The sequence below is a fragment of the Psychrobacter sp. AOP3-A1-26 genome (genome assembly GCF_052378235.1).
Taxonomy (GTDB): Bacteria; Pseudomonadota; Gammaproteobacteria; order Pseudomonadales; family Moraxellaceae; genus Psychrobacter.
Map to the genome: position 1 here is coordinate 1 of NZ_JBQSXN010000083.1, position 13,849 is coordinate 13,849.

General features: G+C 42.1%; 11 protein-coding genes. 7 read left to right on the top strand and 4 right to left on the bottom strand.

The window, feature by feature from the left end; all coding sequences use genetic code 11:
• Window positions 1–254: HAD family hydrolase (locus ACT3TU_RS11675; protein WP_444752780.1), on the bottom strand; the 254-nt coding region annotated here is incomplete at its 3' end.
• A gap of 249 nt (window positions 255–503) precedes the next feature.
• On the opposite strand from ACT3TU_RS11675, the gene ACT3TU_RS11680 reads away from it, so the two are divergent.
• Entirely contained in the window at window positions 504–1,628 is a 1,125-nt protein-coding gene (locus ACT3TU_RS11680; RefSeq protein ID WP_192524397.1) for an ImmA/IrrE family metallo-endopeptidase, read from the top strand.
• Window positions 1,625–2,131 (top strand): DUF4411 family protein, encoded by a 507-nt coding sequence (locus tag ACT3TU_RS11685; RefSeq protein WP_192524396.1) that lies wholly within the window; start codon window positions 1,625–1,627, stop codon window positions 2,129–2,131. The genes ACT3TU_RS11680 and ACT3TU_RS11685 overlap by 4 nt, the downstream gene beginning before the upstream one ends.
• Before the next feature lie 88 nt (window positions 2,132–2,219).
• On the opposite strand, the gene parC is transcribed toward ACT3TU_RS11685, so the two are convergent.
• Entirely contained in the window at window positions 2,220–4,541 is a 2,322-nt protein-coding gene (parC, locus tag ACT3TU_RS11690) for a DNA topoisomerase IV subunit A (protein WP_192524395.1), read from the bottom strand.
• 713 nt (window positions 4,542–5,254) lie between these two features.
• Here parC and ACT3TU_RS11695 point away from each other — a divergent pair.
• The 5 genes from ACT3TU_RS11695 to ACT3TU_RS11715 all read left to right on the top strand — a co-directional run bounded on the left by ACT3TU_RS11695 (window position 5,255) and on the right by ACT3TU_RS11715 (window position 11,762).
• Complete coding sequence (locus tag ACT3TU_RS11695) at window positions 5,255–6,982, top strand: AMP-binding protein (protein ID WP_192524394.1); 1,728 nt, start codon at window positions 5,255–5,257, stop codon at window positions 6,980–6,982.
• Between the two features lie 508 nt (window positions 6,983–7,490).
• Window positions 7,491–9,275 (top strand): AMP-binding protein, encoded by a 1,785-nt coding sequence (locus ACT3TU_RS11700; protein WP_192524393.1) that lies wholly within the window; start codon window positions 7,491–7,493, stop codon window positions 9,273–9,275.
• A gap of 113 nt (window positions 9,276–9,388) precedes the next feature.
• The gene (gene rph, locus ACT3TU_RS11705) at window positions 9,389–10,105 is read left to right on the top strand and encodes a ribonuclease PH (RefSeq protein WP_192524392.1); all 717 of its coding nucleotides are present in this window, start codon (window positions 9,389–9,391) and stop codon (window positions 10,103–10,105) included.
• 119 nt (window positions 10,106–10,224) lie between these two features.
• The gene (locus tag ACT3TU_RS11710) at window positions 10,225–10,728 is read left to right on the top strand and encodes a hypothetical protein (RefSeq protein ID WP_192524391.1); all 504 of its coding nucleotides are present in this window, start codon (window positions 10,225–10,227) and stop codon (window positions 10,726–10,728) included.
• A 254-nt stretch (window positions 10,729–10,982) separates the two neighbouring features.
• Window positions 10,983–11,762 carry a hypothetical protein gene (locus ACT3TU_RS11715; RefSeq protein ID WP_192524390.1) on the top strand — a complete coding sequence of 260 codons (780 nt, stop codon included), beginning with the start codon at window positions 10,983–10,985 and terminating at the stop codon, window positions 11,760–11,762.
• A 256-nt stretch (window positions 11,763–12,018) separates the two neighbouring features.
• On the opposite strand, the gene hemJ is transcribed toward ACT3TU_RS11715, so the two are convergent.
• Entirely contained in the window at window positions 12,019–12,453 is a 435-nt protein-coding gene (gene hemJ, locus ACT3TU_RS11720) for a protoporphyrinogen oxidase HemJ (protein WP_192524398.1), read from the bottom strand.
• 186 nt (window positions 12,454–12,639) lie between these two features.
• Entirely contained in the window at window positions 12,640–13,836 is a 1,197-nt protein-coding gene (bioB, locus tag ACT3TU_RS11725; protein WP_192524389.1) for a biotin synthase BioB, read from the bottom strand.
• Window positions 13,837–13,849 lie beyond the last annotated feature (13 nt).

Here is a 13,849-nt window from a genome sequence, read left to right on the forward strand (position 1 = left end):
TCAAAGCTATATTGGCCGTTCATACAAATGATGGCATCCAAAACGTCCGTCTCTAAAAGTGCGGTAATATCTGGCGGTAATATTGGCTTTGAGCGTCCGGTCGAAATCACCAGTTTAATATCCGTCTTCGCCAGTGCTTCAAGCGTTGCTTTATTTTGTGGTGCAATTTCACCGTTACGGCTTAAGGTGTCGTCGATATCAAAAAAAATGATTTTTGGGGTGGATATTAGGGTTTTTTGGGTCGGGGTTGGCATGGATATCCTTTTTTATTATTTGGTCAGTTATTAAGGCAACGCATTTAATAGTGATCAGTTCTTTGAAGATAAGAGCTTTCTTAATAACTTGTAAGCGAAGATTGTGTAACGGCAAAGCAAAGTGTCACATGAAAGAAAATAACTTATATCGTCAATTAAATATACAATACTGTTTTTATAGACTAAATATATAAAGGTAATAACGTATGTTAAGATACTCTAGCATGGGTTCAATACGACATGAGGAATATGGCGATCAAATTAATCACTCACTCACCTAAGGCTTATAGTCATTATAGAGGGCAATTGTCACTCTCAGGAGAGCTGCTTGCCAAAAAAACTAAGATTCCATTAGAAAAGATAGAAAAAGCTCAAAATCTAGGAACTGATACTGTATTCACATTTAATCAGCTTAAAAAAATTGCAGATGTTCTTTTAGTGCCTGAATTCTTCTTGTTATCTGATAACTTACAAACAGCTGATATACCTGAGTTAATTGATCATCGTAATCAAAGTGATATCAATGATGAAGAAAGCAAGTATCAGCTTAATAAAGTTGTTAGAGAGGTTACCAAAATTCGTGAGGATTTGGCATACACTTATGAGAGTATGAACATTGAACCTACTCCTTTCAAGCTAAAGCTTAAAGGTGATAACGAACAATATGATGCTTCAGCTATCAGGGACTTCTTAGAGGTTTCCACATCTAAATTTAAAATTGATGGTAATGATGATTATTATAAGTCATGGCGAACTCTCATAGAAAGAAAAGACATTCTTGTACTCGAGATTTCACGTCAAAAAATTGGCTCGGAAGGTATGGCATTATTTTACCCACTGCTACCTATAATTGCTATTCTTTCGTCAGGTCAAAGTAATTCAAGGAAACTTTTCACAATGCTTCATGAGCTAGTTCATTTAGGATTACGTGAGAGTTCATTAGATGGTGAGCTACTAAAAAGTAAGCAAATAATTGAACAATACTGTAATCGTGTTGCAGGTTACGTATTAGTTCCAGAAACTGAAATAGTAAAGTATTACGATAGCGGAGCTTCATTAGAAGATAATATTGTTTCCATTAGAACAGCCTTGAAGGTGAGCAAACAGTCCATAGCAATACAACTCAAGTTGACTGGTAGAATTACTCAGAAAGATTTAAATATTTATTTAGATGAGTTATCTGATAGAAACAGTGGTGGATTTGGTAAAAGTGGTAGACAGTATACTGCTGTTAATAAGTTTGGTAAGGTTTATTTGCAACAAGTTATCTCTGCAGTATGGGATAGTAGCTTACCTGTGAATACAGCAATGAAAATGTTGAATCTTAATAGTGTTGAACAGTTATCATATCTTGAGCAGAAGGTGTTTGGATGATTAAGTATTGTATTGATACTAATGCTATTTTGGATTTATGCTATCGTTACTATCCTTCCTCTATTTTTAGTAATATTTGGGATATGCTAGAGGGCTGTGTATTGTCTAGGCAGATTAAAATTATAATATCTCAGCATATTCATGAAGAGGTATATGACCGCGCATCCCTTATGAGTTACGATAAAACCATACTTGATAACTTTCTAAGAAAATTTCAAGTTGATATTATTAATAAAAAAGAATATGAAGTAGAGCTTGCTCAATTACAAGCTGAGCTTTTAAATATAACACCACTTAAATCAAGTATATCCAAAAATACTGATGACTTATCAAATATTTGTGTTGCCAAAAAAGAGTTAGCTACCATTATCACAGCAGAGCAAAGCAGCTCGCTAAATATTACTGATAAAGGGTATAGCAGGCTGAAGATTCCTGATACCTGCAGACACTATAACCTTGGCTGTCAAAACTGGATACCTCTTTTCGAATACATTGGTGTATAACATTATAAGTTTAAGCTCTTAATTAAAGATGAGATGTATCAAAAAGCTAGGCTTTTAGCCTAGCTTTTGAAGTAATAAAAAATACTACTCACCCAACCTCAACCCCAGTAACATTCTGAAAGCCCCTTGGCAACTGACTGCCACGGCTACCGCGCTTAGCAGTATAGTTAGCTAAATCCATCGGCTTTAAGGTCACATGACGTTTACCAGCGGTAATTATTAAGCTGTCTTGTTTGCTAAGTGGTGTGATAGTGAGCACTTCTTCATCACCTTTTAGGTTAATCATTTTATTACCTTTACCGCGAGCCTGTTCAGGTAAGTCATCAAGCGCAAATATCAATAAATATCCAGCATTGGTCACGACTGCGATATGGTTAGGTATTGAAGATGTATTGCTCCTTTCACTTTCGGCATTATCATTATTAGTGCTACCAGTCATATTTGCTGGCGCGTCAATACGAGCAACAGGAAGCAAGCGACTATCAGCAGCTAGGTTAATAATTTTTTTACCCGCTTTTTGATTGCTATCTAGATTACCAATGGTATTGATAAAGCCATAACCTTGCGAGCTGGCGAGAATGATGCGCTGATTATCAGCACCGGTTAATAGCTGCTCAAAGCTGGCACCTGCTGGCGGTTTGAGTACGCTGGTGAGCGGATCGCCTTGTCCACGTGCTGAGGCGAGGTTATGCGCATCGATACTATAACTGCGCCCTGTGCTATCGAGGACGTAGATTCTCTCGTTGGATTTACCGCGGACGTGTGCTTGATAACTATCACCCGAGCGATAGCTCATACCAGCGGCATCGACATCGTGACCTTTTGCGGCGCGAATCCAGCCCGCTTTTGATAATACGGCAGTAATCGGCTCGCTTGGTACGAGGTCAGATTCTTTAAGCGCTTGCGCTTCGGCGCGTTCTGCCAATTGTGCTACACGCTCGTTGCCGTGTTCTTTCATATCGGCGGTGAGCTCATCAATCATTAGATTAGTCAGACTGTCTGGATTATCCAAGTATTCTTGGATGATGGCGCGCTCTGCTGCCAGCTCGTCTTGCTCGCGGCGCAGCTCAATCTCCTCTAATTTTGCCAGCTGACGCAGACGAATATCCAAGATGGCATTGGCTTGAATATCCGTTAAGTCATAGTCTTGCATTAACGATAATTTTGGATCGTCTTCTTCACGAATAATGCGAATGACTTCATCAATATTGAGATAGGCAATCAGTAAGCCGGCAAGGATATGCAAACGCTTATCGATTTTATCGAGGCGGTACTGCAAACGGCGGGTGACCACCGAGCGACGGCAAACGAGCCACTCTTCTAATATCTCTTTTAGATTTTTGACCTGCGGTTTACCGTTTAAGCCAATCATATTCATATTGACGCGGTAATTGCTTTCTAAGTCAGTACTGGCAAACAGATGGCTCATGACGCGATCGACATCGACCCGCGTTGAACGCAATTCAAGCACGATACGGCAAGCATTTTCGTGGTCTGATTCGTCATGAATATCGGTAATCCAAGGCAGTTTTTTATCGGTCATTAGCTTGGCGATTTGCTCTTGGATTTTATTACCCGAGACTTGATAAGGGAGCGCGTCGATGATGACGAGATTTTTCTCTTTAGGGTCAATATGAAACGTTGCGCGCATTTTATAACTGCCGCGGCCGCTTTCATACATCGCTTGTAAGTCTTTTTTACTGGTAATGATCTCAGCAGGCGTCGGCAAATCAGGTGCTGGTATCGATTGGGTTAATTGCTTCACCGATAGCTCAGGATTTTTTAGCAAGCGAATGGCCGCGCGTACCACTTCATTGAGGTTATGCGGCGGAATATCGGTTGCCATACCGACGGCGATACCCGTCGTGCCATTTAATAATATATTGGGCAGGCGTGCGGGTAGAGTAGTTGGCTCTTGCATGGTGCCATCGAAGTTATCTTGCCAATCAACGGTGCCTTGTCCGAGTTCTGCGAGCAAAGTATTGGCATAAGCAGACATTTTGGCTTCGGTATAACGCATCGCCGCAAATGATTTGGGATCATCTGGGCTGCCCCAGTTACCTTGTCCGGTAATCAGCGGATAGCGATAACTAAATGGTTGCGCCATTAATACCATCGCTTCATAACAGGCGCTATCGCCATGCGGATGGTATTTACCCAAGACATCACCGACGGTACGTGCCGATTTTTTGGCTTTGGCAGTCGACTTTAATCCCAGCTCACTCATGGCATAGACAATACGGCGCTGGACGGGCTTGAGACCATCAGCGATATTTGGCAGCGCCCGATCCATGATGACGTACATCGCATAGTTAAGATAGGCTTGCTCAGTGAATTCCGCTACTGAGCGAGTATCCATCGGTTCGTTAGGAATGATGGTGGCAGTTGTATGATCAATAACATCGGACATAGAGTAGGTTTCGCTTTTGATTCTTAATAGAGGTTTTTTTACTGCACTTGTTCTGATGAACTAATATAGTTAAATAGGGTGGAAATAAGATAGTGCTATCGTAAAGGATATTAGCAAAATTAAAAAGGTATAAGTCAGAATAGACGACAATGCGTGACGTCTAGGCATGACGCATTTATGGTGTTTTAATGGTTAGCTTTTACAGATTAAGTTGAGTATCGTTAAGCGAAATAGTTTTTATTATTTCTCTTATACTTTAGGGTATTAAAAGACAAGTTTTTGACACTTATAACAAAATAATAAGAATGCTATGCACCGTATTTTTGGCCTGTAACTTTAGCCTGTAACTATAAAAGCGATAGGTGCTTATAAAATTAAAAAAATACTGAAAAATAGTCAATTGTTCAGTAATAAATCACCAGTCATTTGGTCTATAATAGCAGTTAAATAACTGATAATAATGATAATATCGACCGTCAAGCCAGTTTACGAACTCAAGTAGCAATCTTTTATATTGAGTAGTCTGTATAAAGTGTGTATGTTAATGAACAAAGGGCTATTTACCGCTATCTCGTTGACTCATCACCATATGACTACCTCGCAGCCTCGCTTGTCATTATCATGATAAGCCTAACTTTTGAGTATTCGTATGTTTATCACTCTGTGATTCGTATGGGTGACGCTAGCGCACCATTACTAGGAGAGAAAAGATTATGGAAAATCAAGATAACCTCATTCGTCGTAACGACAAAGTATGGGTTGATACGTACGAGAAGCTTGGTATTCAGTACGATATTGATATGCCAGCTGCCAATACTTCTTTGATCGATATACTTGAGCAAAATTTTATCAAACATGCGGGCAAAACGGCTTTTGTGTGCATGGATGTCAAACTCTCTTATGAAGAACTAGACCGTTATAGTAAACAAGTCGCTGCCTACCTACAGTCGCTTGGACTGGTCAAAGGCGACAAAGTGGCAGTTATGATGCCGAATATTTTGCAGCTGCCTGTTGCTGTATTGGGTGTGTTACGTGCAGGCATGACACTGGTCAATGTCAACCCACTTTATACCTCAAAAGAGCTTGAGCATCAGCTCACAGACTCTGATGCCAAAGTACTTATTTTGCTTGAAAACTTTGCCAAAACTTATGAAGACATTGGCAAAGATTTGGTCGAACATGTCGTGGTGACCTCGATGGGTGATTTAATGAGCCCATTGAAAGGCTTTATCGTTAATGCTGTCGTCCGCCATGTCAAAAAAATGGTACCTGATTATCATATTAAGGACAGCGTGAAGTTTAAAAAAGCGCTTAATCGTTTTTCTGCTAAAAACTATAAGCGCCCTACTAACATCGGGCTTGATGATGTGGCTGTCCTACAGTATACCGGTGGTACCACGGGTGTCGCGAAAGGCGCGATGCTCACACATGGCAACTTAGTCGCCAACCTGATTCAGTGTGATACCTATCTTGGCGATGCTTTTGATAAATTTGAGAGTATGAACGAGCAGCCAGTGATTATGACTGCCTTGCCGCTATACCATATCTTCTCATTTACGGTTTGCGGCATGTTCGGCTTATATCGTGGCTGTATCGGACTACTGGTGCCAAACCCACGTGATGGCGCCAGCTTAATTAAAGCCTATAAGGATTACCCACCCGCATTTTTCCCAGCGGTCAATACACTGTTTAACGCCCTAGCTAATAGTGATGAATTTAAAGCCTTAGATCATAGCAAGCTTGAGATGTCTATGGGCGGCGGAATGGCGGTTTTAAAAGATACCGCTGACAAATGGCAAAAAATCACAGGCAACGTCATCGTACAAGGTTACGGTCTGTCAGAGACCTCTCCTGTGGCATCAGCAAACCCACAGGGTACGGGCGAGTTCTCAGGCAATATTGGCCTACCAATGCCAGCGACTGATATGGCTATCTTGGATGAAGAAGGCAACGAAGTTGCATTGGGTGAGCGCGGTGAGATTTGTGTTCGTGGTCCACAAGTAATGAAGGGCTACTGGAAACGCGAAGATGCCACGGCTGAAGTCATGACCTCGGACGGCTATTTCCGTACTGGTGATATCGGCGTGATGGACGAAGAGGGTTACTTCAAAATCGTTGATCGCAAAAAGAATATGATTTTGGTTTCAGGCTTCAATGTGTATCCAAACGAAGTGGAAGATGTGATGTCAGGTCATCCAAAGATTTTGGAATGCGGGGTCATTGGTATCAAAGATGACAAGAGCGGCGAAGTACCAAAGATTTATATCGTGCGTAGTGATGATAGCTTAACCGAAGAAGAAGTACTTGCTTATGGCAAAGAAAATCTAACCGGTTACAAGCGTCCTCGTTATGTCGAATTCATCGATGAGCTACCAAAATCCAACGTCGGGAAGATTTTGCACAAAGATTTACGTGTGCTTGAAGAAAAGAATCACGGTTAGACAGTCCAATATCAAGTTTCTCGTACTTTTTATAGAGGTTTATAAGTACTGAATATCGATGCAAGTATCTCGATATTCGAGGTGCTCATTACGCCAAATGGTAGTGAAAAATGATAAGGTCTATGCAAACGGCCTTATCATTTTTTTTGTTTTTCGATTATCATTTCGTACTATTTATAGAGAAGTACCAGCAAAACTGCTATAGTTCGTGCCGATATATTTTTATATTCAACGATAGGAATGTATGTTTTTTGGCCGAGAAATTGCAAAAAACTATCGTGCTAATACAATTGCAAGACTCGTTTTTTAGCTGAGATTATCCATTGGCTGCTTTAATTACTTTTATCGTGGTCAATAGAGTTTTGCATAAAAGGTATGGCTTTCGATGTAAAAAATTTGTGAATAACAAAACCTCTAAATTTATTAGCTAACAGGCTTATTATTCACAAGTTTTTGATTAGGGCGTGTTTTACTAGCAATATTTTAACAGTAATATTTAGGGAAGATTATGACGGACAGTACTAATAAAGAAACCACAGACCATAATGATGCCAAGAGTGCTCAACCGATGGCTGAAACCCAAGCATTTCCTACCATGCCGACGATAGCGAGTGACAGTCCGTGGTTAAATGCTTATGAGCGCTACGGTATCGACGCGACGATTGATATGCCGGATGATAATACTTCTTTACTTGATGTGTTCGAGCGTAATTTTAGCCGTTATGGCCAAAAACCTGCCTATATCTGTATGGGTGCCTCGATTAGCTTTAAGCAATTAGACTTATACAGTCGTCAGATTGCCAGCTATTTACAGTCCTTAGGGTTGGTCAAAGGCGATAAAGTTGGGGTGATGATGCCCAATATTTTGCAATATCCAGTGGTGGCGTTGGGTATCATCCGCGCTGGCATGGTATTGGTCAACGTCAACCCTTTATATACCAGTCGCGAACTATCGCATCAGCTACGTGACAGTGGCACCAAAGCCTTATTTATCGTAGAGAACTTCGCTAAAACCTATCAGGAAGCCAGCGACAAAGGTCAAGTGAAGCACGTCGTCGTATGTAAGCTGGGTGATATGTTAGGGACGATCAAAGGGACCGTGGTTAACCTTGTGGCGCGTCATGTCAAAAAAATGATTCCTGCCTATAGCCTGCCAAACAGCGTGAGCTTTAAACAGGCGCTAAGTGCGGTATCAGCTAGCAAATATAAACGCCCTGATTTGAATTTAAGCGATGTGGCGTTGTTGCAATATACTGGTGGTACGACAGGTGTTGCCAAAGGTGCGATGCTGTCACATGGTAATCTAGTCGCCAACATGCTACAGATTAGTGCGTTGATGAACAGCGCCTTTGATGATGATGCTGACGCCGATGATGTGATCTTAACAGCACTACCTTTATATCATGTGTTCTCATTTATGGTTTGCGGTATGTATGGTATGTACCAAGGGTATGCAGGTCTGCTTATCCCCAACCCGCGTGACCTTGATGGTTTGATTAAAGAGATGGCTAAATATAAACCAGCCTTTATCCCTGCAGTAAATACTTTGTTTAATGGCTTGGTACACAAAGACAGCTTTGCAGAGTTAGATTTCTCTAATCTAAAAGCTGCTATCGGCGGCGGTATGTCCGTCTTACCAAGTGTGGCAAAAGAATGGCATAAAATTACTGGTCTGCCTATCGTTGAAGGTTATGGTTTGTCTGAAACCTCACCTGTGGTTGCCTTTAACCCAATGACTATCGCTGAGTTTACTGGAAAGATTGGTATTCCTGCTTCTAGCACCGATGTAATATTGATCGATGATAATGAAAATGAAGTGACACTTGGCGATCGCGGTGAAATCTGTGTCAAAGGTCCACAAGTGATGATTGGCTATCAAAACCGTCCAGATGAAACGGCTGAAACCTTTACGGCTAGTGGATTTTTGAAAACTGGTGACATCGGTATCATGGACGAAAAGGGTTTTATCAAAATTGTTGATCGCAAAAAAGACATGATTTTGGTCTCTGGTTTTAACGTCTATCCCAATGAAATCGAAGAAGCCATGAGTGAGCATCCAGCGGTGGTAGAGTGCGGTGCCATTGGTATTCCGCATGACCAGCGCGGCGAAGAGCCAAAGCTGTTTGTGGTCAAAAAGGGTGAAGTTACTGAGCAAGAGCTGCTTGATTTTGGCAAAAAACAGTTGACTGGTTATAAGCGTCCACGCCATATCCAATTCGTTGATGAATTACCAAAATCAAACGTGGGTAAAATCCTACGTAAAGAATTGCGTAAGATGGAAGGGTTAGAATAATTCTTGCTGCTAAACCTTAACCAAGCAGCGGCGCAATAGCTTGAGCGAATCTTGCTATTGCACCGTTGTCACGTTAGGATATTTAAAACACTATATTTGTACTAGGGATTTTTATGCGTATTGACAATCGTGAGCTTGACCAACTTCGCTCAATCAGCTTTGAGCGCCATTATACTAAGCATGCCGAAGGGTCGGTATTGGTCAGCTTTGGCGATACCAAAGTACTGTGTACGGCGAGTGTTGAGTCTGGCGTCCCGCGTTGGCTCAAAGGCAAAGGTAAAGGCTGGATTACCGCTGAATATGGCATGCTACCACGCGCGACCAATACCCGTAACCAGCGTGAAGCGGCACGTGGTAAACAATCAGGTCGCACCCAAGAAATTCAGCGTTTAATCGGTCGTAGCTTACGTGCCATGATTGATCTGAATAAACTCGGTGAAAATACCATTTATCTTGATTGTGATGTGTTGCAAGCCGATGGTGGTACTCGTACCGCGAGTGTGACTGGCGCCGCGATTGCGCTTATCGATGCGTTAGAAAGCATTCAAAAAACCAAAAAACTAAAAGCAGATCCGCTGATTGGTTTGGTCGCGGCAGTTTCTGTCGGTATGAAAGATGGCGAAGCTTATTTGGATTTGAACTACGAAGAAGATGCCAGCTGTGATACCGATCTAAACGTAGTCATGACCCAAAAAGGTGAGTTCATTGAGCTGCAAGGTACGGCAGAAGAGAAGCCATTTACCCGTGCACAAGCCGATGATATGCTTATTCTTGCCGAAAAAGGCATTGCTGAATTGATTAAAATGCAACAAACCGCTTTAGGCTGGTAAGCTAACCTATTGGCCTAGTAAATTACTAGCCTACTGGTTCAGTTTTGTGCTGAACAAGCCACCGCGTTTTTTGATTTTCTCGTTATATTTTACAGATACTCCGCAACAGGTAATGATGCATGCTTAAGCTGACCGATGATGGCGCTAAAATCACCTTACAAGGTCAGCCACAAACTGCTGATAATGGCATGTTTTGGTTTGGGTCTGCATTATTAGTAGGGGCAGTCGCGGTGGCCATGGCAATGAGCCTGTTGTCTGAGCGTTTGGCTATTGGCGCATTAGCGTTGCTTATTATTGGCAGTTTTATTTTTAATCGGCAACGCCAACAACGTAAAAAAGCCATGAGCGGTATGATTAGTAATGGCATATTGTGGCTGCGTGCTGGCGAGCTGGTGCATGATAATCAAGGTAAGCGCGAGCATATCCAGTTGGCTGAAGGGGACAAGGTCAATCTAATCGGCGAACAATTACAGATTGCTGATAGTAAGGGTATAAACAAATATCATATTAGCGGCTTTGAGAGCATCCAAGAGACAACTGCTGCCAAAGCTATCCTGCAAGGTCAAACCTTGACCAAACGCCATGTCAATATCAAGATGAGCGAGGATCCACCCACTTCTTAGCCGATTACCCATAGGCAGTTCTAAATAAAATCGATACGTTGTTCGATACATTCTTATTTAGCGTGCGCTTCTCTGTATTTCTTCTAAACCGCATCTCTTACCTAACCATTAATCTATACTTTTATACCGTTTATCGCCTTTTTAAGGTGAATAATGCTTGCAGATGCGTGCCCAAATAGTTTATAAGTAATATTGGAAAGTCTAATCATTGTTTTTTATGTTGTCATTTATACTTTATTGACAAGGAGTTAGTCATGTCGCGTTTGCCCATATTGTCGGTTACAGCGCCGTGCAGTGTATTGTTGGTTGCTTTTGGTATGATAAGTCAGGTTCATGCCGATAGTATGAGCGCATTGATTGCCCAAAAATCTGCCCAATCTGATAATAGTGCCCGTTATACGCCTTCGAACTCTACTGTACCTTCTGCCAAAATTAGCACACGCTCTACCATTCAACGTGCCGGTAACTCTGGTAGCTATCGCTCAAATGCGAATAATGTGCAACCAAGTGTCCATTCGAGTTATTCCAATACCAATTATCGTTATCCTAAGGTACAGCGTCAGGCTCCTGCGGTGTTACCACCATTCTTATCTGGCAATTATGACAATGTCGATAGCGAGTATTTGCCGCTATTAAGCGCGGCTGAATCGCAGAGTAGTCGGGCGGCACATGAGGTAATCAGCACCGCACGCAAGATGGCGCTGAACGAACGTACAATCATCCAAGGGGGTTGCTGGGATTATCTCAATGCGGTATTTAAACGTGCAGGGGTGACTCGCGATACTATACACAAGGGCACTTATGGCCAAGGCCCTTATGCCAGTAGTGGCGAGATTGAAGTTGGTGATTGGCTCTATTATATCAATCATGGTTACAATAGGGTCGAGCATAGTGGGCTGTTCGTAGGCTGGGTTGACGAGCGCGCTAAGCAAGCCCTGATGCTCAGCTATGCGGGTGAAAACCGTCGTGAGCCTGCACGCTACCGTGTTTATGATTTGAGTAATGTTTACCAAATCATGCGTCCAAACGTTTAGGGCATGTCCTCAATCTGAACGAAATCAACTAAATGGGCTAAAAATGGCTAAATCTTGCCAAACTGCGTCAAATAGCTGGCTAATATCTTGATATTATCTGTGCTATTTTCCTTGTTTGACTGCAATTTATCTCATTTTTATCACCATTTTCAGAATGAGGACACGCCCTAATATAGTTAATTTATTCAGATAAAAAAGCGTCCGTGACTTTGAGTTACGGACGCTTTTTTTATAAACAACTTTATTTACATCACTATTAAAAAGGTTTAACTACTACTAAAATGACAATAAATATTAGTGCAAAAACGGGTACTTCATTAAACCAGCGCCAAAATTTGTGCGATTTATAATGCGGATTGTCCATCAGTTTTTTACGATAAAAGCCGCAAGCACCATGATAGCCTGAGAGCAGTACCACTAATAATAGCTTGAGGTGCAACCAGCCTTGGGTTTTATAGACATCCCAGCCCAGTCCCAACATCCATAAGCCAAATACCCATGTCGCTATCATCGATGGTGTCATGATACCGCGATAGAGCTTGCGTTCCATAATAGAGAAGCGCTCGTGACTGATGCTATCGTCACTCATTGCATGATAGACAAACAAGCGTGGTAAATAAAATATCGCTGCAAACCAGCAGACCATGGAGATAATATGCGCCGCTTTAATCCAATTGAAATAATCTGCCATCATCCTCTCTCTTACGTCTTAGTAGATGATAGTCAATCCTTTACAAAAAAGTTACCGCAGCATTACCCTCGCTTGAAGTATTGCTTATACCTCTGCACTCGGTTGTCTAGGGCCTTTTTCAACTGAATCAACTATACGCTCAATAATGCTCGCAAGCTTAGCGCAGATTATCCAATAATGGTAGCGTTAAGCCAAAACTACTCCGCCCAAATCAGCCGAAATGACTTGTGATTGATGACCACTCATCGCGTCTATCACAGGCACTTGCTTAGGCGCTCTGGGAGCAGCAAACTGTTTGGTTAAGCCAAGCTCTCGCATCAATCTGTCATCGCCTGATTGGCTAGCATTACCGGTCGTTAGTAGTTTGTCACCATAGAAAAACGAGTTAGCACCCGCCATAAACGCCAATGCTTGCTCAGAATCAGATAAGCTTTCACGTCCAGCAGATAGGCGCACATAGCTGCTTGGACAGCAAATGCGTGTCACCGCAATGGTACGAATCCATTCAAGGACTGGTAACTGACCTTCTGCTAATACCTTGTCGCCGATTGGCGTGCCTTGAATCGGTACCAATAAATTGACTGGAATAGACTCTGGTGCTTTGGGCATCTTCAGCAGCTCAAGCACCCAGTCGATACGGTCATCACGGCTTTCGCCCATACCGACGATATTACCGCTACAAACATTGATACCTGAGTTGCGTACATTTTCTATGGTACCTAAACGTTCATCATAGCTGCGCGTACTGACCACTTGCTCATAATAACGTCGTGAAGTATCAAGGTTATGATTATAGTAATCAAGACCTGCATCCGCCAATTGTGTTGCCTGATTAGTATCGAGCATACCGAGGGTCATACAGGTCTCAAGCCCTAATGCTTTGACTTCTTTGACCAGTTCAACCACGTAAGGCATGTCTTTAGCGCTTGGGTGTTTCCACGCTGCACCCATACAGAAGCGTGATGAGCCAGTGGCTTTGGCACGTTTAGCAGCAGCGATTACCTTGTCAACTTCGATGCGTTTTTCTGCTTGTAATTTGGTGGTGTCACGGTGATGACCAGATTGTGAGCAGTAACCACAATCTTCTGGGCAGTTGCCCGTCTTGATGGATAGTAAGGTGCTAATTTGTACTTCATTGGCGGTGAAATTCTCTCGGTGAATAGTCTGTGCTTGTAGTAACAAGTCCATCAAGGGCAAGTCAAAAAGCTGGGCGATTTCTTCGCGGTTGTGTTTACTATTGGTTTGCGGGTTCGCTTTTGTGGCATCTGTCGCTAGGCTGGCCAAAAAGTCATTATTAACATTATTGTTAAAACTGTTTTTATTATTAAATGGGTCAGTAAGGCTACTGGCGTTAGGCTCTGAGATGCTAAGTAAATCTGCCATGATATAAATCCTT

What these genes read in the sequence shown, in the direction of transcription:
- ACT3TU_RS11680 (WP_192524397.1), top strand. Translation starts at nt 504, where the DNA reads ATGGCGATCAAATTAATCACTCACTCACCTAAGGCTTATAGTCATTAT.
- ACT3TU_RS11685 (WP_192524396.1), top strand. Translation starts at nt 1,625, where the DNA reads ATGATTAAGTATTGTATTGATACTAATGCTATTTTGGATTTATGCTAT.
- parC (WP_192524395.1), bottom strand. Translation starts at nt 4,541, where the DNA reads ATGTCCGATGTTATTGATCATACAACTGCCACCATCATTCCTAACGAA.
- ACT3TU_RS11695 (WP_192524394.1), top strand. Translation starts at nt 5,255, where the DNA reads ATGGAAAATCAAGATAACCTCATTCGTCGTAACGACAAAGTATGGGTT.
- ACT3TU_RS11700 (WP_192524393.1), top strand. Translation starts at nt 7,491, where the DNA reads ATGACGGACAGTACTAATAAAGAAACCACAGACCATAATGATGCCAAG.
- rph (WP_192524392.1), top strand. Translation starts at nt 9,389, where the DNA reads ATGCGTATTGACAATCGTGAGCTTGACCAACTTCGCTCAATCAGCTTT.
- ACT3TU_RS11710 (WP_192524391.1), top strand. Translation starts at nt 10,225, where the DNA reads ATGCTTAAGCTGACCGATGATGGCGCTAAAATCACCTTACAAGGTCAG.
- ACT3TU_RS11715 (WP_192524390.1), top strand. Translation starts at nt 10,983, where the DNA reads ATGTCGCGTTTGCCCATATTGTCGGTTACAGCGCCGTGCAGTGTATTG.
- hemJ (WP_192524398.1), bottom strand. Translation starts at nt 12,453, where the DNA reads ATGGCAGATTATTTCAATTGGATTAAAGCGGCGCATATTATCTCCATG.
- bioB (WP_192524389.1), bottom strand. Translation starts at nt 13,836, where the DNA reads ATGGCAGATTTACTTAGCATCTCAGAGCCTAACGCCAGTAGCCTTACT.